Below are 25,166 nucleotides of genomic sequence, written 5' to 3'. Positions count from 1 at the left end.
ATAATTAATAACCAAAATGACTAAGTGGTTTTCCAGGTAGGCATAATCGGTAAAACTGATATAGAAAATTTATATTTATCATTATCTTATAATGGCACGCTGCTGCAGTGACCGCGCAAATCCCTCTTTACAACGGTACGGATGCGAAAATTCCGTATTTCAGGTAGAATTCCCCGGTTTTTTAGCCTGAGAGCCATTATGTCTACCACATTGTTTAAAGAGTTCCAGTTCGAAGCTGCTCACCATTTACCTAACGTCCCGGCAGGACATAAATGCGGTCGCCTGCATGGCCATTCGTTTCTGGTGCGACTGGAAATTACCGGCGAAGTGGACGCGCATACCGGCTGGGTAATGGATTTCGCCGAACTGAAAGCGGCGTTCAAGCCGCTGTACGAGCGCCTCGATCACCACTATCTGAACGAGATCGCTGGCCTTGAGAACCCCACCAGCGAAGTGCTGGCGAAGTGGATTTGGGATCGGATGAAGCCGCAGCTGCCGGAGCTGAGCGCGGTAATGATCAAAGAGACCTGTACAGCGGGCTGCGTCTATAAAGGATAATCCCGTCAGGGCTGTGGACCGCACAGCCCGCTCTTTCCGCCCTACGCTTCTTTACGCCTGCGTCATCTCTCTGTCATCTGACCTCTCTACGTTGTTCTCTCCTTCATTAAAGATCAAGAGAATCAACAATGAACCTGAAACGCCTTGCTGCCCTTGCGCTGCTTTTTACCGCCTCTGCCGCCGTACAGGCGCAAAACGTGCTCGACTTTCCCCAGCCGGACAACGTGCCGGACGAGTTCTACGCCGTGACCGAAATTCCCGCCGGCGGCACAATCAAATATGAGACCGACGCCAAAACCGGCTTTATCGTGGCGGATCGCTTTCAGTCGATGCCGGTGGCCTATCCGGCTAACTACGGATCCCTGACGCAGTCGCTGGGCGGTGATAACGATCCGCTCGACGTGATCTTCTATACCCGCGCGCCGCTGCAGCCAGGCACGCTGATTAAACTGCGCGCTATCGGCGTGCTGAAGATGATTGACGGCGGCGAAGTGGACGACAAGATCGTCGCGGTGCCGACCAGTAAAATCGATCCGACCTGGGACGATATTCAGAGCATCAGCGATCTGCCGAAGATGGAACGGGCACGCCTCGAGGCCTTTTTCCGCGTTTATAAGCAACTGCCCGAGGGGCGCAAAAAGGTCGAGCTGAACGGATTTGAGGGTGCCGACGTGGCGAAGAGCGAAATCAAGAAGGCGTTTGACGCCTATAAAGCGAAGCAGTAATGCCAGCGGGCGGCGCGGCCGCCGCCCTGCTCTCTGCCGTCAGGCGATATTAAGATATTTGTGAGTCTGCATCGACAGGCGCCAGTTGCGCGCGATACAGGTTTCAATACAGAGTTTCGTCGCCGCGTCTTTGCGGCTGATGGGCTGCAGCGCAATAATGCGCGCTTTGCTGTCGCTCAGGGTTGCCAGCAGTTGGTCCAGCGCCTCTACGTCGCGCTCGCGCGCCACCGGATGCTTGATCTCATCCGCACGCTGCAGCGCCTGGGCCAGCACGTCATAGCCGCCGCGCATATTCACCTTCGGCGATACCGTCACCCAGGTTTTCTCGGAGCAGTGCACTTCGTGCGTGCCGCTGGTTTCGATCTGGCACTGAAACCCCTGCGCTTCCAGCGCCGTGGTCAGCGGGCGCAGATCGTAAATCGACGGCTCGCCGCCGGTAATCACCACATGGCGCGCCGTCCAGCCCTGACGCTGGATAGTCTCAATCAGCAGCGCCGCATCGGCGTGGCCCCAGGCATCTGTTTCCACCGTTTTGACCAGAATATCGCCCAGCGCCGTTTCCCGATCGGCCAGCTTCTCCCAGGTATGTTTGGTATCACACCAGCTACAACCCACCGGACATCCCTGTAAGCGGATAAAGATGGCCGGAACGCCGGTATAAAATCCTTCTCCCTGCAGCGTCTGGAACATTTCATTAATCGGGTATTGCATTACGGACTCGCTTGAAAAAAACAGGGCGCTGATTATGGCAGATTTGCCGTGCAGCTCAACCACGCGACGTGCCTTTTCTCTGCGCCAGATAAAGCAAAAGCCCCGCACAAGGCGGGGCTTTGACTCAGGCAAAGGCCGTCAGATGACGGCACCAGCAGGCGATTACGCCTGGCCTTTCACTTCTTTCAGACCGTTGAACGGCGCTTTTGAACCCAAGGCTTCTTCGATACGAATCAGCTGGTTGTACTTAGCAACGCGGTCAGAACGGCTCATTGAACCGGTTTTGATCTGGCCTGCTGCAGTACCGACCGCCAGGTCAGCGATGGTGGCGTCTTCGGTTTCACCTGAACGGTGTGAAATCACCGCGGTGTAGCCTGCGTCTTTGGCCATTTTGATCGCCGCCAGAGTTTCGGTCAGAGAACCGATCTGGTTGAACTTGATCAGGATGGAGTTAGCAATGCCTTTCTCGATGCCTTCTTTCAGGATTTTGGTGTTGGTTACGAACAGGTCGTCGCCCACCAGCTGGATTTTGTCGCCCAGCACTTTAGTCTGGTAAGCAAAGCCGTTCCAGTCTGACTCGTCCAGACCATCTTCGATAGAGACGATCGGGTACTGTTTAGTCAGATCTTCCAGGAAGTGCGTGAACTCTTCAGAGGTAAAGGCTTTGTTGCCTTCGCCAGCCAGCACATATTTGCCATCTTTGTAGAATTCAGAGGCTGCGCAGTCCATCGCCAGGGTGATATCTTTGCCCAGCTCGTAGCCCGCCGCTTTTACCGCTTCTGCGATGACAGCCAGCGCTTCAGCGTTAGAGCCCAGGTTCGGCGCGTAGCCGCCTTCGTCACCAACAGCGGTGTTCATGCCTTTCGCCTTCAGCACTTTCGCCAGGTGATGGAACACTTCAGAACCCATACGGATCGCTTCTTTCACCGTTGAAGCGCCAACCGGCTGGATCATGAACTCCTGGATATCGACGTTGTTGTCGGCGTGCTCACCGCCGTTGATGATGTTCATCATCGGCAGCGGCATAGAGAATTTGCCCGGGGTGCCGTTCAGCTCAGCGATGTGCTCGTACAGCGGCTGACCTTTAGAGGCCGCTGCCGCTTTCGCCGCAGCCAGCGATACCGCCAGGATGGCGTTTGCGCCGAAGTTGGATTTGTTCTCAGTACCGTCCAGGTCGATCATGATTTTATCGATGTTCGCCTGATCTTTCGCGTCTTTGCCTTTTACCGCATCCGCAATCGGACCGTTAACCGCAGCAACGGCTTTCGTTACGCCTTTGCCCAGGAAACGAGATTTGTCGCCGTCGCGCAGTTCCAGCGCCTCGCGTGAACCGGTAGAAGCGCCTGACGGTGCCGCTGCCAGACCAACAAAACCACCTTCCAGATGCACTTCCGCTTCTACAGTTGGGTTGCCGCGGGAGTCGATGATTTCGCGACCGATGACTTTAACGATTTTGGCCATTACGATTTTCCTCAGTACAAGTTAGTCAATCCTAAGACAAACAACGCGCGAAAAGTTCGCGCGTTGCTCGTGAAACTTACTTCGCTAAACGCTTCTGGTGATCCTGCGCGGCCTTAACAAAGCCAGCGAACAGCGGATGACCGTCGCGCGGTGTTGACGTGAACTCCGGATGGAACTGGCAGGCCACAAACCAGGGGTGATTCGGGATCTCGATGATCTCGACCAGCTGGTCGTCGCCAGAACGTCCGGCAATGCGCAGCCCTGCGGCTTCAATCGGCTTTAGCAGCAGATTGTTGACTTCGTAGCGGTGGCGATGGCGCTCGACGATAGTGTCGGAACCGTAGAGCTGACGAACTTTGCTGTCCGGCGTCAGCTGGCACTGCTGGCTGCCGAGGCGCATGGTGCCGCCCAGGTCGCTGGACTCCGTACGCTGCTCCACATTGCCGTTTTCATCGCGCCACTCGGTGATCAACGCTACCACCGGGTATTTACAGTCTGGCACAAATTCAGTGGAGTTGGCGCCTTCCATCCCGGCAACGTTGCGCGCGAACTCCATCAGCGCCACCTGCATGCCGAGGCAGATGCCCAGATAAGGCACGTTGTTTTCACGCGCGTACTGCGCGGTCATCAGCTTGCCTTCCACGCCGCGGTAGCCGAAGCCGCCGGGGATCAGAATCGCATCCAGATCTTTGAGAATTTCGACGCCGCGCGTCTCGACGTCCTGCGAATCGATCAGCTTGATATTGACCGTTACGCGATTTTTCAGGCCGCCATGCTTCAGCGCTTCAATCACCGATTTGTACGCATCCGGCAGTTCGACATATTTGCCGACCATGCCGATGGTCACTTCGCCGCCCGGATTGGCCTCTTCGTAGATCACCTGCTCCCATTCGGACAGGTTGGCTTCCGGCGCGTTCAGGTTGAAGCGCTTGCAGATATAATCATCCAGACCCTGTGATTTCAGCAGGCCCGGGATTTTGTAGATAGAATCGACATCTTTCAGCGAGATAACCGCTTTTTCCGGCACGTTACAGAACAGCGCGATCTTGGCGCGTTCGTTTGCCGGCACGGCGCGGTCGGAACGGCAGATCAGCACGTCGGGCTGGATGCCGATAGAGAGCAGCTCTTTTACTGAATGCTGTGTTGGCTTGGTTTTCACCTCACCCGCCGCCGCCATATAAGGCACCAGCGTCAGGTGCATATACATGGTGTGCTCGCGGCCGACATCAACCGCCATCTGGCGAATCGCCTCCAGGAACGGCAGCGATTCGATATCGCCGACGGTGCCGCCGATCTCCACCAGAACGACGTCATGACCTTCGCCACCTGCAATAATGCGTTCTTTGATGGCGTTGGTGATGTGCGGGATAACCTGAATGGTCGCGCCGAGATAGTCGCCGCGGCGCTCTTTGCGCAGCACTTCAGAGTAGATGCGGCCGGTCGTGAAGTTGTTGCGGCGCGTCATTTTCGTACGGATGAAGCGCTCGTAGTGACCCAAATCCAAATCGGTTTCGGCCCCGTCGTCGGTGACGAACACTTCACCGTGCTGGGTAGGGCTCATGGTGCCCGGATCGACGTTGATATAGGGATCCAGCTTCATGATGGTCACGTTGAGACCACGTGCTTCGAGAATGGCTGCGAGGGAGGCTGCGGCAATGCCTTTACCCAGAGAGGAAACGACCCCGCCGGTCACAAAAATATAATTCGTTGTCATGCTGAACCTGAGAGTTTAGGTTTAAAGACGGTGGAATAACCAGGACGGGAAAACAGTATACCTGAAACCCCTGTTAGCCACAATTGATGAATCACCGCCATCCTCCAACGCATTGCAGCGGGTAACATAGCGGATAGCGGCCAGGGAAATGTTGACGCAGGTCACAACTTTTTTCTCAGGCTGAATCGAGTAAGCGTGACCGGCTAAATTGTATGCGGCGCTGGAATAATCAGCGCTTTTCGCCCTCTTTAACCTGCTGCCAGGCGGCCTCCATCTGCTCCAGCGTCGTCTCGGACATGGCGAGTCCCTGCGCGGCGATAATCGACTCTACCGCGCGGAAACGGCGCTCAAACTTGTCGTTCGCCTTTTGCAGCGCGGTTTCCGCTTTGCTGCCCAGATGGCGCGACAGGTTGACCGTGGCAAACAGCAGATCGCCGATCTCCTCTTCCAGCTTGTGCGGATCGATGGTCGCCTGCTGCGCCTCGTGCATCACTTCGTCGATCTCTTCATGCACTTTATCCAGCACCGGGCCGATTGAGGTCCAGTCGAAGCCGACGTTATGGCAGCGTTTCTGGATTTTATGCGCGCGCATCAGCGCCGGCAGCGCTTTGGGAATATCGTCGAGCGCCGAGTGCTGCGCCTTTTCCGCCCGCTCTGCGCCCTTGATCGCCTCCCAGTTTTTCAGCACCTCTGCGCTGCCCTCTACGCTGGCGTCGCCGAAAATATGTGGATGGCGGCGCTCCAGCTTGTCGCTGATAGCATTACAGATGTCGTCGAAGGTAAAGCGATCCTGCTCGCTGGCCATCTGCGCGTAAAACACCACCTGAAACAGCAGATCGCCCAGCTCGCCGCGCAGATCGTCGAAGTCTTCTCGCTGGATGGCGTCCAGCACTTCATAGGTCTCTTCCAGCGTATAGGGCGCAATCGAAGCGAAGGTTTGTTCGCGATCCCACGGGCAGCCGCGTTGCGGATCGCGCAGGGTTTGCATGATGCCCAGCAGGCGATCGAGTGCGCTCATAGTCAGTCCTTGTTAAATCGGGGAGCAGAAGCGGGATGGGCACCTGCCCATCCCGCAATATCAGTGAAGACGTCGGGCGTCGATGATATCAGGCACCTGGTTCAGCCGCGACAGCACGCGACCCAGCACCTGCTGATTGTAGATTTCAATGTCCATATCGATGGTCGCCAGCTGTTTTTTGGTGTCGCTGCGGCTGGAGACGCCCAGCACGTTGACCTTCTCGTTGGCGAGAATGGTGGTGATGTCCCGCAGCAGGCCGCTGCGATCGTTGGCGGTCACGCGCACCACCAGCGAGTAGCCGCTGGAGTAGCTCTCGCCCCACACCGCATCGACAATGCGCTCTGGCGCGTGGTCGCTCAGCTCAGCGAGCTGATCGCAGTCGGCGCGGTGGATAGAGATGCCGCGGCCCTGGGTGATAAACCCGACAATATCGTCGCCCGGAATCGGCTGACAGCAGCGCGCGATATGGTGCATCAGGTTGCCGACCCCTTCCACCACCACGCGGCCGCTCTCTTTGCGCGACGGCGGCGAGTAACTTTTCTGCGTCAGCTGGCGCAGCGCCTCGCGATCTTCCTCTTCCGCGCTCGGCTTGTTGAGCTTCGCCTGCAGGAAGTTAATCATCTGGTTGAGGCGAATATCGCCGCCGCCAATCGCCGCCAGCAGCTCATCGAGCGAGGTAACGTTATAGCGCGGCAGCAGCAGCTTCTCCGCTTCGCGCAGGCTGATATCGAGCTGGTTCAGCTCGCTGTCGAGGATCTGACGGCCCGCAGCGATGTTTTTGTCGCGGTCCTGCTTGCGGAACCAGTTATGGATCTTGGCGCGTCCGCGGCTGGTGGTGATATAGCCGAGGTTGGGGTTCAGCCAGTCGCGGCTCGGGTTCGGCTGTTTCTGGGTGATCACTTCAACCTGATCGCCCATCTGCAGCTGATAGGTAAAGGGCACGATGCGGCCGCCAATCTTGGCGCCGATGCAGCGGTGGCCGATATCGCTGTGAATGTGATAGGCGAAGTCGAGCGGCGTCGATCCAGCAGGCAGATCCACCACGTCGCCTTTTGGGGTAAAGACGTACACGCGATCGTCGAACACCTGGCTGCGCACCTCTTCCAGCATCTCGCCGGAGTCAGCCATCTCTTCCTGCCAGGCGATCAGCTTACGCAGCCAGGCGATACGCCCTTCGTGTCCAGAGGCGCCGCGGGCGCTGCCGGTACTCGGCCCCTCTTTATATTTCCAGTGTGCGGCGACGCCCAGCTCGGCGTCTTCGTGCATCTGCCGGGTGCGGATCTGAATTTCCACGGTTTTGCCTTTCGGCCCGAGCACCACGGTATGAATCGACTGATAGCCGTTCGGTTTAGGGTTGGCGACATAGTCATCGAACTCCGCCGGCAGATGACGATAGAGCGTATGCACGATGCCGAGCGCGCCGTAGCAGTCCTGCAGACGCTCGGCAACGATGCGCACCGCGCGCACGTCAAACAGCTCGTCGAACGCCAGCGACTTCTTCTGCATCTTGCGCCAGATGCTGTAGATATGTTTCGGACGACCGTAAACCTCGGCGCGTACCCCCTCTTTCACCATCTCTTTGCGCAGTGAGTCGACGAAGTTCTCGATATACTGCTCGCGGTCGATACGGCGCTCGTGCAGCAGTTTGGCGATGCGTTTGTATTCATCGGGATGCAGGTAGCGGAAGCAGTAATCCTCCAGCTCCCATTTCAGCTGGCCGATGCCGAGCCGGTTGGCGAGCGGCGCATAGATATTGGTGCTCTCTTTGGCCGCCAGCACGCGCTCATCTTCCGGCGCGTCTTTCATCTCGCGCAGGTTCATAATGCGTTCCGCCAGCTTTATCACCACGCAGCGGAAATCCTCCACCATCGCCAGCAGCATGCGGCGCACGTTATCCACCTGCTCAGAGGCCATGGAGTCGTTGTGGATCGCTTTGAGCTGGCGAATGGCGTCCATATCGCGCACGCCGTGCACCAGCGTAACGATGCCGTTGCCGAAGGTTTCGCCTAGCTCCTCTTCGCTCACCACTTCCGCGCTCGCCAGCGGGAAGATCAGCGCGGCGCAGGAGCTTTCGATATCCATGCTGAGCATTGAGAGGATCTCAACCATCTCGATACCGCGCCACAGCAGCAGCGACTGATCGGGGTGGCCCTGCGTCTGGGCCTCGCAATAGCGCCAGGTCTCGGCGATACGTTCACATGATTGCGGGTTGGCAATGCCAAGACTGGCGATCCACTGATCGAGAGCGAACTCTCCTGCCGTATTTAAATGCGCACTTCTGACCGCAACCATATCCTCTCCTGCCACAGCAGCATCAATTGCCGCTTATGTTTTGCTGAATAGCACCATGGACTCGAGATGACGGGTATGAGGGAACATATCCAGCATCGCGACCCTTTCCAGATGGTAGCCCGCCGACAGCAATGTCTGGCTGTCACGAGCAAGCGTTGTGGGATTACACGAAACATAGACCACGCGCTCTGGCGCAAGTTTAACCACATGCGTCATCACACCCGCGGCCCCGGCGCGCGCCGGATCGAGCAATACCTTGTTAAATCCCTGCGCCGCCCACGGCTGACGCGTAACGTCTTCCTCCAGGTTATGCTGGAAAAAGCGGACATTTTTAAGATTATTCAGTTGCGCATTATACGCTGCCTGCCGCACTAATGCTGCAACGCCCTCCACACCCACAGCATTTTGTACGAATTTTCCTACAGGGATCGTAAAGTTTCCCATGCCGCAAAAAAGATCGAGCACGCGGTCTTCCGGCCGCAGATCGAGCCAGGCGATCGCCTGCGCCACCATCTGCTGATTGACCGCGTCGTTGACCTGGATAAAGTCTTGCGGACTAAAGGTCAACCGCACCTCGCCCGAATGGTAAAAAGGTTCCTCGCCGCGCACCTGCTCCAGCCGCTTGCCGTCGTCGAGAAACAGCATCAGCCTCTGCTCATGCGAAAAACGTTCCAGTTTTTCGCGGTCGGCGGCCTGCAGCGCGTCGAGATGGCGCAATACCATCAGCGGCCCGTTGTCCGCCAGCACCAGTTCAAGATGCCCCAGCCGGCTGGCCGCCTTTAGCGCGCTGAGGCAGTCGCGCAACGGCAGCAGCAGCGCTTCAAGTTCGGGCGCCAGAATGGGGCAGACGCGAATGGCTACCAGCTCGTTGCTCCCCTCCTGGCGAAATCCCATCTGCAGCTCGCGCGTTTTCGGCTGCCACTGCAGGCCGAGGCGCGCGCGGCGACGATAGCCCCAGGCAGGTCCGGCGAGGATCTCATCCACCGCGACGGCACGCTGCGCCGTCTGGCCCAGCATACGCGACAGCGCTGCCGCTTTGCTGCGCTGCTGCAGCGACTCGGCGGCGTGCTGCTGCTGACAACCGCCACAGCGGGTAAAGTGCGGGCAGCGCGGCGTCACGCGCTCCGGGCTGAGGCTGAGCAGCCGCGTCGCTTTGCCGCGCGCATACTGACGTTTCTCCTCCACCAGCGTCACTTCCGCCTGCTCGCCGGGCAGCGCGCCGTTGATAAACAGGGTCTTGCCCTGATGCCGCGCCACGCCCTGACCAAAAGGATCGAGCTCGTCTACGGTGACGGTGATGCGTTGCTTCGTCGTCACGCGCTGTTTTGCGGAGTAAAATTGCGCCATAGTGTTCTACATTCTCAATAAAATTCAGCGTGCGCGCGTTGTCGCGCACAGGGATAACGGGCTCAGCCAGCGACTATTATGACGAAATACAGCCTGCGGGCGCGAATGATGATTCTAATTTTGGCCCCGACGTTAATGATTGGACTCCTGCTCAGCTCATTTTTCGTGGTGCATCGCTATAACGAACTGCAGCGGCAGGTCGTGGACGCGGGCGCCAGCATTATTGAGCCGCTGGCGATCTCCAGCGAATACAGCATGACCTGGCACGATCGCGACGCGCTGCGCGCGCTGGTCAGCCTGCTGCACCGCCGTCATTCTGATATTGTCCGCGCCATTTCCGTGTTCGACAACACTAACCGTCTCTACGTCACCTCGAATAACAACCAGAATCTGAGCCTGATGCAGGAAGAGGATATCCACGCGCTGCCGGACGATGTCTCGATAGAGCGCCACGGCACGCTGCTGATCCTGCGCACGCCGATAACCTCTGAGCACTATGCGATAGATGAACAGCCGAGCGAAGAGGCGAAACCAGCGGGTAATCCGCTCGGCTACGTGGCGATCGAGCTCGATCTGCAGTCAGTGCGTTTGCAGCAGTATAAAGAGGTATTTATCGCCACCCTGATGCTGCTGTTTTGTCTCTGCATCGCTATGCTATTTGCCTATCGCCTGATGCGCGACGTTACCGGCCCGATTCGCAACATGGTGACAACCGTCGACCGCATTCGCCGCGGCCAGCTCGACAGCCGCGTCGAGGGTTATATGCTGGGCGAGCTGAGCATTCTGAAAAACGGCATCAACGCCATGGCGATGTCGCTCACCGCCTATCATGAAGAGATGCAGCACAATATCGATCAGGCGACCTGGGATCTGCGAGAAACGCTGGAGCAGCTGGAGATTCAGAACGTCGAGCTGGATCTGGCGAAAAAGCGCGCCCAGGAAGCGGCGCGCATCAAGTCGGAGTTTCTCGCCAATATGTCTCACGAGCTGCGCACCCCGCTCAACGGCGTCATCGGCTTTACCCGTCAGATGCTGAAAACGGCGCTCGGCACCACCCAGCGCGACTATATGCACACCATTGAGCGCTCGGCGAATAACTTACTCAGCATCATCAATGACGTGCTCGACTTTTCCAAGCTGGAAGCGGGCAAGCTGGTGCTGGAGTCGATTCCTTTCCCGCTGCGCGCCACCCTGGATGAAACCATCGTGCTGCTGGCGCCGTCGGCGCACGAAAAAGGGCTGGAGCTGACGGTGCTGTGCGACAGCAGCGTGCCGGATAACGTGATCGGCGATCCGCTGCGCCTGCAGCAGATTCTGATCAACCTGCTGGGCAACGCCATCAAGTTTACCGAGCGCGGCACAATCGATCTGCGCGTCGGACAGCGCGCCGTTAGCGCCACGCGCGTCGAGCTGGAGATTCAGGTGCACGACTCCGGCATCGGCATTTCTGAGCAGCAGCAAAGCCAGCTGTTTCAGGCGTTTCGCCAGGCGGACGCCAGCATTTCCCGCCGCCACGGCGGCACCGGGCTGGGGCTGGTGATTACCCAGAAGCTGGTCAGCGAAATGGGCGGTGAAATCGCCTTCCACAGCCGCGTTAACGAAGGCTCGACCTTCTGGGTGCGGATACAGCTCGAGCTCAATCCCAACGCGCCGACGCTGCCGCGCGCGCTCGACGCCCTGTCGCGCTCGCGCATGGCCTACGTCGAGGCGCACGCCGCCTCGGCCGATGCGGCGCTGAAGATGCTGCGCCTTACCCCGCTGCAGGTCGAGCACAGCGAAACGCTGTCGGGCCTGCGCGAGCCGCACTATCCGCTGCTGCTGGTCGGGCTGCCGATCGACATCACGCAGCAAGCGCTGCTGGACGACGCCTTTATCGATTCCCTGCTCAACCGTGCCGACTGCGTGCTGCTGGCGCTGCCGAGCGCCATGATGCTGCTGGCGGATCGGCTCAAGGTGCGCGGCATTCACGGCTGCATCACCAAACCGGTCTCCACCACGCGTCTGCTGCCGCTGCTGGCCGACCTGCATAGCCGCCAGCGCAGCGACCTGCCGAACGGCGCGCGCCTGCCGCTGCGGGTCATGGCGGTGGACGATAACCCCGCCAACCTCAAGCTGATCGGCGCGCTGCTGGAGGAGCAGGTGCAGCATAGCCTGTTATGCAACAACGCCGAGCAGGCGATCGCCGCGGCGCGCGCGCAGCCGCTGGATATCATCCTGATGGATATCCAGATGCCGGAGATCGACGGCATTCGCGCCAGCGAAATCATTCGCAGCCTGCCGCTGCACGCCAGTACGCCGATTGTGGCGGTCACCGCGCACGCCATCGACGGCGAGCGCGAACATCTGATCAACGCCGGGATGAACGACTATCTGGCGAAGCCGATCGACGAAGCCCGGCTCAGCCAACTGCTGGCGCGCTACAGCCCGGCGCTGCCTGCGGTGCTGCCGGCGGTGCCTGCCGTTTCGCCGTCGCTCGACTGGGAGCTGGCGCTGCGTCAGGCGGCGAACAAGCCCGATCTGGCGCGCGACATGCTGACAATGCTGCTCGACTTTCTGCCTGAGGTGCATGAAAAACTTGACGCCTTTATGGCGGCGAAAGATGTGCAGGGAATACGCGAAATTATTCATAAGCTGCACGGCAGCGCCAGCTACAGCGGCGTGCCGCGCATGAAGCAGCTCTGCCGCCAGCTGGAGAAGAACCTGCGCCAGAGCGGCGATATCGACGACCTGGAGCCGGAGCTGCTTGAGCTGCAGGACGTGATGGAAAACGTGGCGCGCGAGGCGCGGAGGCTGCTGGGTGAAAGCTAACCAGAGCAAAAAAGAGCGCGGCGGCAGGCAACGCAGAGAGCCTTCCGTCGCCGTATCGCCACAGCAGTGGCGACAGGCTAACGAGGCGGCGCTGGCCGGACTCAACCGAATAACAGAAGCGTACGGTTTACTCTCGGACCAGCACCTTCAGTTTTAACGCGCGGCGGCTTTCGGCCGCCACAGCCAGAGCGCCGCAATCGCCAGCGCAAACAGCGCGCCGAAGCCGACGCCGGTCGCCACCGCAGGCGCGCCCGCCTTCACCGCCAGCGTATAGAGCCCCAGCATCACCAGCATGGCGATATTCTCGCCGAAGTTCTGCACCGCAATCGCATTGCCCGCGCCGACGCTCGCTTTGCCGCGCGCCTGTAGCACCGCGTTGAGCGGCACCACGAAAAAGCCGCCCAGCGCGCCGATCACTATCAGCAGCAGGTACGCATTCAGCAGCGAATGCTGTAGCGAAAAAATAACCACCATCACGCCGATCAGTACGCCAGCAGGCATACAGCGGCGCACCGTCTCCAGCGTCACCAGCTTCGCCGCGGCGCCGGCGCCGACCACAATGCCGATCGCCACCATGGCGTTGAGCGTGGTCGGCGTCGTGTTGTCGCCGATGCCGAGCGCCACCGGCACCCAGAGCACCAGCAGAAAGCGCAGCGTCACGCCTGCGCCCCAGAACAGGCTGGTGCCGAGGATGGAAAAGCGCGTCTCCGCGTTATGCCACAGCGTTGAGCACGCCTGGAAAAAAGCACGCAGCATCACGCCGGGGTGCCAGCTCTGTCCCGGCCGCGCCGCGGCAAGCGCCGGAATAAACAGGTTTGCCGCCACCGCCACCGCGTAAGTGGCTGCGCAGAGCGCCAGCGCCGCCGTCAGGCTCCAGTCGGCGAGCGCCCCGCCCGATACCGATCCGAGCAGGATCGCGGCGATGGTCGAGCTCTCCATCATGCCGTTGGCCTTCACCAGCTTCTCGCCAGAGGTCAGCTCGGTAAGAATGCCGTACTTGGCGGGTGAATAAGCGGCTGCCCCAATGCCCACCAGCGTATAGCCCACGAAAGGATTGAAGCCGAAGCAGATTAGCAGCGCCCCCAGCAGCTTCAGGCCGTTGGCGAACATCATGACCCGGCCTTTGGCGAAGCTGTCCGCCATCTGACCGACAAAGGGCGCCAGCAGAATATAGGCGGCGACGAACAGCATCTGCATCACCGGCTGGCTCCAGTCGGGATAGAACTCGCTTTTCAGCAGCGCCAGGGTGGCGAACAGCAGCGCATTGTCGCCGAAGGCGGAGAAAAACTGCGCGCCCATCACCGCCAGCATGCCGCGCGACCTCAGCGACATCGCCTGCGTGTTTAGCCTGCCCATGCCTGCTCCTCTTCCGCCTGTTTTTTCAGGCTGACATAGTCCGGTTTGCCGCTGCCCAGCAACGGCAGCTGTTTCATCACGCGAATATCGCGCGGCACGGCGAGCTCCGGCGCGCCCAGCTCGCGCGCCGCCTTCTGCAGCGCGTCGCGCTTCAGCCCGGCGTCGGTGGTAAAGAGCACCAGCGCTTCGCCGCGGTTGCCGTCGGCGCGCAGCGACGCCGCGTGCTGTTTCTCCGGCGACGCCTTCAGGGCGATCTGCTCGACGCTCTCCAGCGATACCATCTCGCCGGCGATCTTGGCAAAGCGTTTGGCGCGCCCCTGGATCTGACAGAAACCGCCTTCGTCAAAGGAGACGATGTCGCCGGTATCGTACCAGCCCGCCTCCATCTGCCCTTCACCGTTGTCGGCAGCGGGCGTTTCCAGCACGCCGGGGTTCTCGACGCGCAGATAGCCGTTCATGATGTTCGGCCCGCGCAGCTGCAGACGTCCGCCCTGCTCAATGCCCTCTACCGACATTAGCCGCGAATCCATGCCCGGCAGGATGCGGCCGACGGTGTGCGCTTTCGCCGCCATCGGCACATTGATCGCCACCACCGGCGCGCATTCGGTTACGCCGTAGCCTTCCAGAATACGAATGCCGTATTTCTCCATATAGAGCTGACGCGTCGTTTCCTGCAGCTTCTCCGCGCCCGCCACCACGTAGCGCAGGCGGGCGAAATCGTAAGGCGCAGCAAAGCGCGCGTAGTTGCCGAGGAAGGTCGAGGTGCCGAACAGCACGGTGCAGTTGCGGTCGTAGACCAGCTCCGGCACGATGCGATAGTGCAGCGGGCTGGGGTAGAGAAACACCTGCGCGCCGGTCATCAGCGGCGTGAACAGGCCCACCGTCAGGCCGAAGGCGTGGAACAGCGGCAGCGCCGACATAAATTTATCGCGTGGGGTGAAATCCGCCACGGTGCGGATCTGCTCCACGTTCGCCAGCAGGCTTTTATGCGAATGCACCACCCCTTTGGGGTTCCCCTCCGAGCCGGAGGTGAAGAGCACCATTGCCGCCTCTTCCGGCTGGCGCGCCACCTGCGCGCGACGCGGCAGCAGCAGATGCGCGAGGATCCAGAGCTTGTCCTGCGTTGTCACGGTATCGCGCAGATCCTCCAGATAGATCCACTCGACCTCGGTCAGCCCCTGCGGCAGATGCCAGAGGTTGCCCTTCTCCAGAAACTGGCGCGAGGTGAAGACGGTTTTCACCTGCGACGCGCTCAGCGCCGCGCGCATGCCGTTGACCCCGGCGGTGTAGTTGAGCATCGCCGGCACGCGCCCGCGCATCGACGCGCCGAGGATCGCCGCGGCGGTCACCGTCGCATTCGGCAGCAGCAGGCCGACGATTTCACCCGGCTGGCTGTAGCGCTCCAGAATGCGCCCGACGCCGAGCGCCTTTTTCAGCAGCCCAGTATAGCTGTCGGGCTGCATATTGACGTCTTCGATGCAGGGCTTGAAGGCGCCGTAGCGGGTGCGGGCGTTGAGGAAGGCGTCATAGAGCGTTTCGCGCGGGCGCACCGCCATGCGCGCCTCCATCATAATATGGTGCAGGTGCTCACCAGCGAGCTGGCGCCGGTCGCGCGCGCGCTTCGCCTCCGGCATCGGAATGCGCGTGGCGGGCAGAATGCTCAGGGTGATACGGGGAAAAAGGCGGCGCTTGAAGACGCCCGCCAGGCGGCCAAAGGGGGTGTACTCTGCGCCTTCAATGCGCATCGGCACTACGTTGGCCTGCGATTTGGCGGCGACGAACCCCGCGCCGCTGTAGATTTTCATCAGCGAGCCGGTCACGGTAATGCGCCCTTCCGGGAAGATCACCACCGGACGGCCGCTGTCGATCAGCCGCACCAGCTGCTTGATCGACATCGGCCGGGTCGGATCGAGCGGAACGAAATCGATCAGCGGCTTCACCAGCCGCATATACCACCGATCGCTGATCGCGGAATAAACTGCGAAAACCGGTCTGATCGGCAGGAACAGCGCCAGCAGCACGCCGTCGAGAAAAGAGAGATGATTCGGCGCGATCAGCACTTTTCCCTGATGCAGCGCGGCGGTATCACCGCGCAGTTCCACTCGCCACAGCAGGCGGCAGACCAGCCGTAAAAATGTAAACAACATGCCAGCTCCATAGCATCGCTAAAAAGGTTCCTAACGATGCAGGATCTGACGTCGTTCGACAAGCGTAAAGGCGCGATTTAGGGCGCGCTCTGCCAGCCGCCGCCGAGCGCGGCAATCAGCGCCACGCTGGCGACCCACTGCGTGCTTTGCAGCGTCAGCAGGCTCTGCTGCGCGCTCAGGCTGCTGGCCTCGGTGGTGGCGACGTCCAGATAGTCGATCATGCCCGCTTCATACTGGTTGCGGGTGACGCGCGCCGATTCGCGCGCGGCATCGGTGGCACGCTGCTGCGCATCCAGTTCGCTGGTGAGGGTGTTTAGCTCTACCAAATCATCTTCGACTTCCTGCATCGCCGTCAGCACCGCCAGGCGATAGCTGGCGACGCTGGCATCATACGCGGCGCGCGCCTGATCCACCTTCGCCGAGGTAGCGCCGAAATCGAGCAGCGTGCCGCTCAGATCGGGGCCGAGCGACCAGACGCGATACGGCAGCGAAAAGAGGTTATGCAGCGCCGAGGCGCTGGTGCCGCCGCTGGCGCTCAGCGTCAGATCGGGATAGTAGCCGGCAATCGCCACGCCGACCGCGGCGTTGGCGGCGGCGACGTTGCGTTCGGCATAGGCGATATCGGGACGGCGCTGCAGCAGCTGCGACGGCAGCGCCTGCGGCAACGGCGGCAGCGTCGCGGTCAGCTTCGCCGCTGGCAGGCTGAAGTCGGCTGGCGCTTTGCCGATCAGCAGCGCGATAGCATGCTCCATCTGGGCCCGCTGCCACTGCTGGTCGAGCGCCGAGGCGCGCGCGCTCTCCAGCTGCATCTGCGCCTGCGCCAGGGTGGCGCGCGATTCGCTGCCCGCCTGGTATTTATTCTCAATGACCTTCAGGTAGCGATCGTAGGCCGCCACGCTTTGCTGATAGCGCGCGATCTTCTCATCCATAATACGCAGCTGAAAATAGTCCTGCGCCAGCGCCGACTGGGCGCTGAGCGTCACGTTCGCCAGTTCGGCGGCGCTCGCCTGGGCGCTGGCAACATTCTCTTCGCGGGTGCGGCGCAGCTTGCCCCACAGATCCGCCTCCCAGCTGGCGCTTAGCTGCGCCGCGTTGCTGCTGGTGACGCTGCGCGCGCCGCTGTTGGTGGAACGGGTGCCGCTGCGCGTTGCGCTGGCGTCATAGCCGAGCGTGGGAAAGCGCGCGGCGCGCGACTGAGCGGCCAGCGCCTGCGCCTCGCGGTACTGCGCGGCGTAGCTGGCGACGTTCTGGTTAGAGAGGCTGACCTGCCGCAGCAGGCCGCTCAGGGTGTCGTCGTGATAGACCGCCCACCATTCACCTTTGCTCTGATCGTCCTGCGGTGCGGCGCGCTGCCAGCCTCTCGCCTCTTTGTAATGGAGCGGCACGCTGGCGCTGGGGCGCTGATAGTCGGGGCCGACGGCGCAGCCGCCGAGCAGCAGCAGTAAAGCGAGAGAAACGTTTTTCATCAATCAGGATTCCGCATGGCGCAAACGGCGCCACTGACGTTGAGTGGCGCGACTCAAACGGTCGAGCCAGAGATAAACCACCGGCGTGGTAAACAGGGTCAGCAGCTGGCTCAATGCCAGACCACCGGCAATCGCCATGCCGAGCGGGCTGCGCAGATCGGCGTCGCCGCCGCTGCCGAGCGCCAGCGGCAGCGCGCCGAAAAAGGCCGCCAGCGTGGTCATCATGATGGGGCGAAAGCGCATCAGGCACGCCTGCACGATCGCCTGCTGCGGCGTCAGGCCGAGACGGCGCTCGGCGTCGAGCGCAAAGTCGATCATCATAATGGCGTTCTTCTTGACGATGCCAATCAGCAGGATGATGCCGATCAGCGCAATCACCGTGAGCTGCGTGTTGGTGAGCAGCAGCAGCAGCAGCGCGCCGACGCCCGCCGACGGCAGCGTGGAGAGAATAGTCAGCGGATGCACGTAGCTCTCGTAGAGCACGCCCAGCACGATATAGACCGCCGCCAGCGCCGCCAGAATCAGCCAGGGCATGGTGGCCGTCAGCTGGCCGAAGGCGGCGGCGGTGCCGGCGAAACCGGCCTGGATGCTGGAGGGCAGACCGAGCTTCGCCATCGCCTGCTTGATCAAGGCCTGCGCCTCTTCCAGCGAGACGCCGTCGTTGAGGTTAAAGGCGACGGTGCTGGTGGCCGACTGCCCCTGATGCGCCACCGACAGCGGCGCGTTGCCGCTGCTCAGGGTAGCGAAAGCGGAGAGCGGCACGCGATCGCCGCTGTCGTTAATCACATAAAGCTCGTTGAGGATCGCCGGATCGCGCGTGTAGCTGCTGTTCAGCGACATCACGACGTGATACTGATTCAGCGTGTGATAGAGCGTGGCGACCTGGCGCTGGCTGAAGGCGTTGTTGAGCAGGGTGTCGAGCATCTGCACATTGACGCCGAGGCGCGTGGCGCGATCGCGATCGATGGTGATCACCACCTCCTGGCCGCCGGTTTGCGAGTCAGAGTCGACGCTGTTGAGCTGCGGGATCGCCGCCAGCGCCGCCTGCACCTTCGGCGTCCAGGTGCGCAGCAGATCGAGATCGTCCGCCTGCAGGCTGTACTGATAGCTGGCGTTGGCGCTGCGGCCGCCGATATGCAGATCCTGTGCCGCCATCAGGAACATCTGCGCGCCCGCGATATGGCTGGTTTTCATGCTCAGCCGGTTGGCCACTTCGGTGGCGGTGGCGTCGCGCTGGTCGAGCGCCTTCAGCCGCACGAAGAAGTTGGCGCTGTTGCGCGAGCCGAACATGCCGCTGCCCATCGACGACATTACGCTCTCTACCGCCGGATCGGCCTGAATGATGCTGGTGAACATCAGCATTTTCGGCTTCATCGCCTGAAACGAGATGTTCTGGTCGGCGCGCAGCGCGCCCATCAGCAGGCCGGTGTCCTGATTGGGAAAGAAGCCCTTCTGCACCACGCTATAGAGAAACAGATTGAGCAGCACGGTGAGCAGCAGGCTAAACATCGTCAGCTTCTGATGGCGCATCACCCAGTTCAGCCCGCGCGCATAGGCGGCCAGCAGCGCGTTGAGGCGGTTCTCGATAAACTGATAAACCGGATGCGGTCGTGTGGTCACGCGCGGTTTGCGCTTCAGCAGCCGCGAGCAGAGCATCGGCGTCAGGCTGAGGGAGACGAACATTGAGATCAGCAGCGACACCGTGAGGGTAACGGCGAATTCGCGGAACAGGCGTCCTACGATGCTGCCCATCAGCAGGATGGGGATAAAAACGGCGATCAGCGACACCGTCATTGACAGCACGGTAAAGCTCACCTCGCGCGCGCCGCGGACCGCCGCGCGCACCGGGCCCAGCCCCTCTTCGATATGGCGCGTAATGTTCTCCAGCACCACGATTGCGTCATCCACCACAAAGCCGGTAGAGATAATCAGCGCCATCAGCGAGAGGTTGTCGAGGCTGTAGCCGAGCAGGTACATCACCGCGCAGGTGCCGATCAGCGACACCGGCAGCGCCAGCGCCGGGATCACCACCGCCTGCAGGTTACGCAGAAACAGAAACACCACGGCGATCACCAGCAGCACCGCAATCAGCAGCGTCTCTTCGGTGTCGTAGAGCGAGGCGCGCACCCCTGGCGAGCGGTCGATCACCACTTTTAGCTGCGTATCGGCGGGCAGATCGTTCTCCAGCGCTGGCAGCTGCGCCTTAATCGCGTCGATGGTGTCGAGCATATTGGCGCCCGCCTGGCGCTTGATGCCGATCATCACCGACGGCGCGGCATTGAGAAAACCGGCCTGATACTGATCCTCCACCGAGTCATAGACGGTGGCGACGTCATGCAGCCGCACCGCGTTGCCGTCCTGATAAGCGACGATCAGATCCCGATACTGCGCCGCTTTATCGAGCTGGCCGTTGCTGTCTATCATCCACGACTGGCTGCTGCCCTGCAGCATCCCTTTCGGCAAATTGGTGGTGCTGTTGGCAACGGCGCTGCGCACGCTATCCAGCGAGATGCCGTAGTGCGTCAGCTTCTGCGGCTGCAGGTCGATGCGCACCGCAGGCAGCGCGCTGCCCATCAGCGACACCTCGCCCACGCCCTTCACCTGTCCCATCGCCTGCTCAATCTTGCTTTCGGCCAGATCGTACAGCTCGCCGGGGGTGCGCGTCGCCGAGGTGAGCGCCAGCATCACGATCGGCGCGTCAGAGGGATTAGCCTTGCGGTAGGTCGGCAGCGACGCCATGCTGCTCGGCAGCAGGCTGCGCGAGGCGTTGATCGCCGCCTGCACGTCGCGCGCCGCGCCGTTGATGTCGCGGTCCAGCTCAAACTGCAAAATGATGCTGGCGGATCCCTGCGAGCTGCTGGAGGTCATTTCGGTAATGCCCGCAATCTGCCCCAGCGCGCGCTCCAGCGGCGTCGCCACCGTCGCCGCCATGGTTTCCGGACTGGCGCCCGCCAGGCTGGCGCTCACCATAATGGTGGGAAAATCGACCTGCGGCAGCGGCGCGACCGGCAGCAGCCGGTAGCCGAGCGCGCCGAGCAGCAGGATCGCCAGCGTCAGCAGCAGCGTGGCGACCGGGCGGAAGATAAACAGCCGCGTCAGGTTCATGACGCGCCTCGCGACCGCTGCTGGCGACGTTTTACCCAAGCGTTGCCGCGCTGCGCGACGGCGTCAAACCACAGGTAGATCACCGGCGTGGAGAAGAGCGTCAGCACCTGGCTGACGATCAGCCCGCCGACGATCACCAGCCCCAGCGGCTGGCGCAGCTCCGCGCCGGAGCCTGACGCCAGCATCAGCGGCAGCGCGCCGAGCAGCGCCGCCATGGTGGTCATCAGGATCGGGCGAAAGCGCAGCAGGCAGGCCTGATGGATCGCCTCGCGCGGGCTGAGGTGCTGCTTGTTCTCCGCCTCCAGCGCAAAGTCGATCATCATAATGGCGTTCTTTTTCACGATGCCGATCAGCAGGATCACGCCGATTAGCGCAATCAGGCTGAACTCGCTGCCCGCCAGCAGCAGCGTCAGCAGCGCGCCGACCGCCGCCGAGGGCAGCGTGGAGAGAATGGTGACCGGATGAATAAAGCTCTCGTAGAGAATGCCCAGCACCACGTACATGGTGAGCAGCGCGGCGAGGATCAGCCACAGGGTATTGCCGGTGGCGCTCTGGAAGGCGGCGGTTTCGCCCTGATAACGCAGCGTGATGCTCGACGGCATCCCCAGCTGCTGCTGCACCTCGGCGATCGCCTTCTGCCCCTCCTCCAGCGAGTAGCCGCTGTTCAGGTTGAAGGAGATCGTCACCGCCGGGAACTGGTTGAGCCGCATATGCATCAGCGAACCGGCGCGCTGGTGGATGGTGGCGACCGAGGTCAGCTTTACCATGCCGCCGCTGGCGTCGCTGGTTGACGTTGACGTTGACGTTGATGCCGCCGATGTGGCCGAAGACGCCCCCGCAGATGACGTCGAACTGCTCGTCGCGCTATCGCTGGTCGCGGCCTGCAGATAGACCTCCTCCAGCGAGGCGGGCGACTGCTGGTAAGCGGGCGCCACCTCCAGCACCACGCGATACTGGTTCGACTGGGTGAAAATGGTGGAGACCAGACGCTGGCCGAAGGCGTTGTAGAGCGCGGTATCGACGTCCGAAGCGGTAATGCCGTAGCGCGCCGCTTTATCGCGGTTCAGCTCGATCCAGGCGACGCGGCCCTGATCCTGCAGGTTACTTACCACGCCGTTAAATTCCGGGCGCTTTTGCAGCGCCGCCACCAGCCTCGGCGACCAGGTCACCAGATTTTCGCTGTCGGCGTCGTCGAGGGTGAACTGATACTGGCTCGGCGTCACCTGATCGTTGACCGTCAGATCCTGCGCGGGCTGCATATAGAGCTGGATACCTGCCACCTGCGTCGCCGCCTGCTGCAGCTGCTTAATCACCGCACCGGCCTTGTCGTCCCGCTGGTCGAAAGGCTTCAGGTTAATCTGCAGGCGTCCGCTGTTCAGGCTGGTGTTGCTGCCGTCGATGCCGATGGTAGAGGAGACGCTCTGCACCGCCGGGTTGGCCAGCACCACCTTCGCCAGCGCCTGCTGACGCTTTGCCATCTCGCTAAAGGAGACATCCTGCGACGCCAGCGTAATGCCCTGAATCAGCCCGGTATCCTGGGTCGGAAAAAAGCCTTTCGGCACCGCTATATAGAGCAGCGCGGTGAGCGCAAAGGTCGCCAGCGCCACCAGCAGCGTCAGCTTCTGGTGGTTGAGCACCACCGTCAGCAGCCGATCGTAGCCGCGGATGAGCTTGTCGAACAGCTCGCCGCCCTTGCGCGCAAAGCGCGACTGCCGCTCCGGCGGAATATGGTGCAGCAGATAAGCGCACAGCATCGGCGTTAAGGTCAGCGACACCAGCATCGACACCAGGATCGACACCGCCAGGGTAATGGCGAACTCGCGGAACAGCCGCCCGACCACGTCGCCCATAAACAGCAGCGGGATCAGCACCGCAATCAGCGAGAAGGTCAGCGAGATAATGGTGAAGCCGATCTGCTGCGAGCCCTTTAGCGCCGCCTGCATCGGCATTTCGCCCTCCTCCAGCCGCCGCGAGATATTCTCTACCACCACGATGGCGTCGTCGATGACGAAGCCGGTGGCGATGGTGAGCGCCATCAGCGACAGGTTATTGAGGCTAAAGCCCGCCAGATACATCACGCCAAAGGTGCCGACCAGCGACAGCGGCACCGCCACGCTGGGGATCAGCGTCGCCGCCACGTTGCGCAGAAAGAGAAAGGTCACCATCACCACCAGCGCGATCGACAGCATCAGCTCAAACTGCACGTCGCTGATGGAGGCGCGGATGGTCTGGGTGCGGTCGGAAAGTATCGTTATCTTCACGCCGTCCGGCAGCGCGGCCTGTAGCGTGGGCAGCGCCGCCTTGATGCTGTCCACCACCTGAATCACGTTAGCGCCCGGCTGGCGCTGCACGCTGATAACAATTGCCGGGCTGCGGTTGGCCCAGGCGGACTGGAAGCTGTTTTCCGGCCCCTGCTCAATATGGGCGATATCCTTCAGACGCAGCGCCGCGCCGTTCTGATACGTGAGAATCAGGTTGCCGTACTCGGCGGCGGTGCGCAGCTGATCGTTGGCGTCGATGGTGACCGAGTGATATTTGCCGTCGAAGCCGCCTTTGGAACCGTTAACGTTGCTGTTGCCGATCAGCGTGTTGACATCTTCCAGCGTCAGATGATGAGCGGCAAGCGCGGTCGGGTTCATCTGCACGCGGATCGCTGGCTGATGGCCGCCCGCCAGCGTCACCATGCCAACGCCGGAAATCTGCGACAGCTTTAGCGCCACGCGGGTATTGACCAGATCCTGCACCTGCGTCAGCGGCAGGGTGTCTGAACTGGCCGCCAGGGTGATCACCGCGCTGTCCGCCGGATTGACCTTTTTGTAGGTCGGCGGATTGGGCAGATCGCTCGGCAGCAGATTATTGGCGGCGTTGATCGCCGCCTGCACTTCCTGCTCCGCCACGTCGAGCGAAAGATCGAGGCTGAACTTCAGGGTGATAACAGAGGAGCCGCCGGAGCTGGTGGAGGTCATCTGGCTCAGCCCCGCCATCTGCCCCAGCTGGCGCTCCAGCGGCGAGGTCACCGACGACGCCATCACGTCGGGGCTGGCGCCGGGATAGAGCGTGGTGATCTGGATGGTGGGATAGTCCACCTGCGGCAGCGCCGAGGTCGACAGGAATTTGTAGGCAAAAATGCCAGCAACCAGCACGCCGACCATCAGCAGAATGGTAGCGACCGGCCGCTGTATAAAGAGACGTGACGGGTTCATTTTGCCTCGGTGGTCGCGGTCGGTTGCGTCTCATCCGCCAGCGCGACTTTGCTGCCGTTGGTCAGGCGATCGATGCCCTCGGTCACCAGACGCTCACCGGGCTCGACGCCTTTAAGAATCGCCTGCCTGTCGTCGCCGAACGCCGGACCAGCGGAGACCGCCTTGCGCGTCACGGTATTGTCTTTATTGATCGCATAGACAAAGCTGCCGTCGCTGCTCAACTGCAGCGCCTGCGACGGGATCACCGTCGCCCCTGTCAGGGTTGCCATCTGCAAACGCAGATTGACGAACTGGTTGGCGTAGAGCGCCTCATCCTCGTTGGCGAAGGTCGCCTTCAGCGCCACGGTGCCGGTGCTGGTGTCGATCTGATTGCTGATGAATTTCACTGCCCCCTGCGCCAGCGCGCGGCTGTTGTCCTGGTCGAAGGCGGTGGCGGGCAGCGCCTGACCGTTGTGCAGCGCCTTAATCAGCGCGGGAATATAGCTCTGCGGCACGCTAAAGGTCACGGCGGCGGGCTGCATCTGGGTAATGGTGACCAGCCCGGTGCTGCTGGAGCTTTGCACCATATTGCCAGGATCCACCAGCCGCAGCCCGACGCGACCGCTGACCGGCGCGGTGATGCGCGCATATTCAATGCTCAGCTTCGCGCTGGCGATCTGCGCCTGGTCGGCGGCGACGGCGCCGCGGTACTGCCCGACGGTCGCGGTCTGGGTGTCGAGATCCTGACGTGCCAGCGAGTCCTGCGCGTAGAGCTTGCGGTAGCGCGCCAGCGTCAGCTCGGCGCTTTTCAGCAGCGCCTGGTTTTCGCTCAGCTCCGCCTGATACTGATTCAGCGTCGCCTGAAAGCCGCGCGGATCGATCTGCGCCAGCAGCTGGCCCGCCTCTACCTTCTGCCCTTCGGTGAAGTAAACCTTCTCCAGCTGGCCGTCGACGCGGCTGGTGACGGTGACGCTGGCGTTGGGGATCACCGTGCCGAGCGCGTTGAGATAGACCGGCACGTCGGCGGTGGTCGCCACGCCGCTGTGCACCAGCGTCGCGCCGCCGCCCATCATCGCCATGCCCGGCGGCCCGCCGCGTCCGCCGTGACGACCGCCAGGCGGCATCGCACCCTGCCCTTTGCCGAACGGCAACACGCGCCAGACGGCGCCGGCAATCATCACCATCAGGATGAACAGCAGCAGCCATTTAAGCCAGCGGGAACGGGAGAGGCGGGAGGTATGCGTCATGGTTAAAAAGTCTTTGCAGAGGTAGAAAG

The 25,166-nt window shown here is 61.4% G+C and carries 16 protein-coding genes; 4 read left to right on the top strand and 12 right to left on the bottom strand.

What is annotated here, in order from left to right:
- Positions 1–198: 198 nt before the first annotated feature.
- A complete protein-coding gene (queD, locus tag Q9R34_RS07400) occupies positions 199–558 on the top strand; it encodes a 6-carboxytetrahydropterin synthase QueD (protein WP_434125871.1) in 360 nt (119 codons plus the stop codon).
- Positions 559–686: 128 nt separating this feature from the next.
- Positions 687–1,283 (top strand): inorganic diphosphatase, encoded by a 597-nt coding sequence (locus Q9R34_RS07395; RefSeq protein WP_485892977.1) that lies wholly within the window; start codon positions 687–689, stop codon positions 1,281–1,283.
- Between the two features lie 39 nt (positions 1,284–1,322).
- Here the strand turns inward: Q9R34_RS07395 and queE are convergent, their stop codons facing one another.
- The 6 genes from queE to rlmD form a co-directional block, all read right to left on the bottom strand.
- Entirely contained in the window at positions 1,323–1,994 is a 672-nt protein-coding gene (gene queE / locus Q9R34_RS07390; RefSeq protein WP_434125869.1) for a 7-carboxy-7-deazaguanine synthase QueE, read from the bottom strand.
- 162 nt (positions 1,995–2,156) lie between these two features.
- The gene (eno, locus tag Q9R34_RS07385; RefSeq protein WP_103794806.1) at positions 2,157–3,455 is read right to left on the bottom strand and encodes a phosphopyruvate hydratase; all 1,299 of its coding nucleotides are present in this window, start codon (positions 3,453–3,455) and stop codon (positions 2,157–2,159) included.
- A 76-nt stretch (positions 3,456–3,531) separates the two neighbouring features.
- Positions 3,532–5,169 (bottom strand): glutamine hydrolyzing CTP synthase, encoded by a 1,638-nt coding sequence (gene pyrG, locus Q9R34_RS07380; RefSeq protein WP_434125864.1) that lies wholly within the window; start codon positions 5,167–5,169, stop codon positions 3,532–3,534.
- Between the two features lie 229 nt (positions 5,170–5,398).
- Positions 5,399–6,187 carry a nucleoside triphosphate pyrophosphohydrolase gene (gene mazG, locus Q9R34_RS07375; protein WP_485892976.1) on the bottom strand — a complete coding sequence of 263 codons (789 nt, stop codon included), beginning with the start codon at positions 6,185–6,187 and terminating at the stop codon, positions 5,399–5,401.
- A gap of 60 nt (positions 6,188–6,247) precedes the next feature.
- Positions 6,248–8,479: a GTP diphosphokinase gene (gene relA, locus Q9R34_RS07370; protein ID WP_485892975.1), complete on the bottom strand. Its 2,232-nt coding sequence runs from the start codon at positions 8,477–8,479 to the stop codon at positions 6,248–6,250.
- Between the two features lie 33 nt (positions 8,480–8,512).
- Entirely contained in the window at positions 8,513–9,826 is a 1,314-nt protein-coding gene (gene rlmD / locus Q9R34_RS07365; protein WP_485892974.1) for a 23S rRNA (uracil(1939)-C(5))-methyltransferase RlmD, read from the bottom strand.
- Between the two features lie 78 nt (positions 9,827–9,904).
- Here rlmD and barA point away from each other — a divergent pair, with 78 nt between their 5' ends.
- Both barA and Q9R34_RS07355 read left to right on the top strand, forming a co-directional pair.
- Positions 9,905–12,634 carry a two-component sensor histidine kinase BarA gene (barA, locus tag Q9R34_RS07360; RefSeq protein WP_485892973.1) on the top strand — a complete coding sequence of 910 codons (2,730 nt, stop codon included), beginning with the start codon at positions 9,905–9,907 and terminating at the stop codon, positions 12,632–12,634.
- A complete protein-coding gene (locus Q9R34_RS07355) occupies positions 12,624–12,791 on the top strand; it encodes a type II toxin-antitoxin system CcdA family antitoxin (protein ID WP_485892972.1) in 168 nt (55 codons plus the stop codon). The genes barA and Q9R34_RS07355 overlap by 11 nt, the downstream gene beginning before the upstream one ends.
- Here Q9R34_RS07355 and lplT read toward each other — a convergent pair.
- From lplT to Q9R34_RS07325, 6 genes are all read right to left on the bottom strand, one after another.
- Entirely contained in the window at positions 12,788–13,990 is a 1,203-nt protein-coding gene (lplT, locus tag Q9R34_RS07350) for a lysophospholipid transporter LplT (protein ID WP_485892971.1), read from the bottom strand. The two genes, Q9R34_RS07355 and lplT, sit on opposite strands and share 4 nt — an antisense overlap.
- Entirely contained in the window at positions 13,978–16,137 is a 2,160-nt protein-coding gene (gene aas, locus Q9R34_RS07345) for a bifunctional acyl-ACP--phospholipid O-acyltransferase/long-chain-fatty-acid--ACP ligase (protein WP_485892970.1), read from the bottom strand. The genes lplT and aas overlap by 13 nt, the downstream gene beginning before the upstream one ends.
- Positions 16,138–16,214: 77 nt before the next feature.
- Complete coding sequence (locus Q9R34_RS07340) at positions 16,215–17,603, bottom strand: efflux transporter outer membrane subunit (protein WP_485892969.1); 1,389 nt, start codon at positions 17,601–17,603, stop codon at positions 16,215–16,217.
- Positions 17,604–17,606: 3 nt separating this feature from the next.
- Positions 17,607–20,708 (bottom strand): efflux RND transporter permease subunit, encoded by a 3,102-nt coding sequence (locus tag Q9R34_RS07335; RefSeq protein ID WP_485892968.1) that lies wholly within the window; start codon positions 20,706–20,708, stop codon positions 17,607–17,609.
- Complete coding sequence (locus Q9R34_RS07330; protein WP_485892967.1) at positions 20,705–23,911, bottom strand: efflux RND transporter permease subunit; 3,207 nt, start codon at positions 23,909–23,911, stop codon at positions 20,705–20,707. Before Q9R34_RS07330 ends, Q9R34_RS07335 begins: the two co-directional genes overlap by 4 nt.
- Entirely contained in the window at positions 23,908–25,137 is a 1,230-nt protein-coding gene (locus Q9R34_RS07325; protein ID WP_485892966.1) for an efflux RND transporter periplasmic adaptor subunit, read from the bottom strand. The genes Q9R34_RS07330 and Q9R34_RS07325 overlap by 4 nt, the downstream gene beginning before the upstream one ends.
- Between the last annotated feature and the right edge of the window lie 29 nt (positions 25,138–25,166).

It is taken from the genome of Enterobacter sp. BRE11 (assembly GCF_031844285.1).
Classification (GTDB): domain Bacteria; phylum Pseudomonadota; class Gammaproteobacteria; order Enterobacterales; family Enterobacteriaceae; genus Pantoea.
The sequence above is the reverse complement of the archived record's forward strand: the minus strand, read 5'-3'. Positions and strand labels throughout refer to the sequence as shown.

What these genes read in the sequence shown, in the direction of transcription:
- queD (WP_434125871.1), top strand. Translation starts at nt 199, where the DNA reads ATGTCTACCACATTGTTTAAAGAGTTCCAGTTCGAAGCTGCTCACCAT.
- Q9R34_RS07395 (WP_485892977.1), top strand. Translation starts at nt 687, where the DNA reads ATGAACCTGAAACGCCTTGCTGCCCTTGCGCTGCTTTTTACCGCCTCT.
- queE (WP_434125869.1), bottom strand. Translation starts at nt 1,994, where the DNA reads ATGCAATACCCGATTAATGAAATGTTCCAGACGCTGCAGGGAGAAGGA.
- eno (WP_103794806.1), bottom strand. Translation starts at nt 3,455, where the DNA reads ATGGCCAAAATCGTTAAAGTCATCGGTCGCGAAATCATCGACTCCCGC.
- pyrG (WP_434125864.1), bottom strand. Translation starts at nt 5,169, where the DNA reads ATGACAACGAATTATATTTTTGTGACCGGCGGGGTCGTTTCCTCTCTG.
- mazG (WP_485892976.1), bottom strand. Translation starts at nt 6,187, where the DNA reads ATGAGCGCACTCGATCGCCTGCTGGGCATCATGCAAACCCTGCGCGAT.
- relA (WP_485892975.1), bottom strand. Translation starts at nt 8,479, where the DNA reads ATGGTTGCGGTCAGAAGTGCGCATTTAAATACGGCAGGAGAGTTCGCT.
- rlmD (WP_485892974.1), bottom strand. Translation starts at nt 9,826, where the DNA reads ATGGCGCAATTTTACTCCGCAAAACAGCGCGTGACGACGAAGCAACGC.
- barA (WP_485892973.1), top strand. Translation starts at nt 9,905, where the DNA reads ATGACGAAATACAGCCTGCGGGCGCGAATGATGATTCTAATTTTGGCC.
- lplT (WP_485892971.1), bottom strand. Translation starts at nt 13,990, where the DNA reads ATGGGCAGGCTAAACACGCAGGCGATGTCGCTGAGGTCGCGCGGCATG.
- aas (WP_485892970.1), bottom strand. Translation starts at nt 16,137, where the DNA reads ATGTTGTTTACATTTTTACGGCTGGTCTGCCGCCTGCTGTGGCGAGTG.
- Q9R34_RS07340 (WP_485892969.1), bottom strand. Translation starts at nt 17,603, where the DNA reads ATGAAAAACGTTTCTCTCGCTTTACTGCTGCTGCTCGGCGGCTGCGCC.
- Q9R34_RS07335 (WP_485892968.1), bottom strand. Translation starts at nt 20,708, where the DNA reads ATGAACCTGACGCGGCTGTTTATCTTCCGCCCGGTCGCCACGCTGCTG.
- Q9R34_RS07330 (WP_485892967.1), bottom strand. Translation starts at nt 23,911, where the DNA reads ATGAACCCGTCACGTCTCTTTATACAGCGGCCGGTCGCTACCATTCTG.
- Q9R34_RS07325 (WP_485892966.1), bottom strand. Translation starts at nt 25,137, where the DNA reads ATGACGCATACCTCCCGCCTCTCCCGTTCCCGCTGGCTTAAATGGCTG.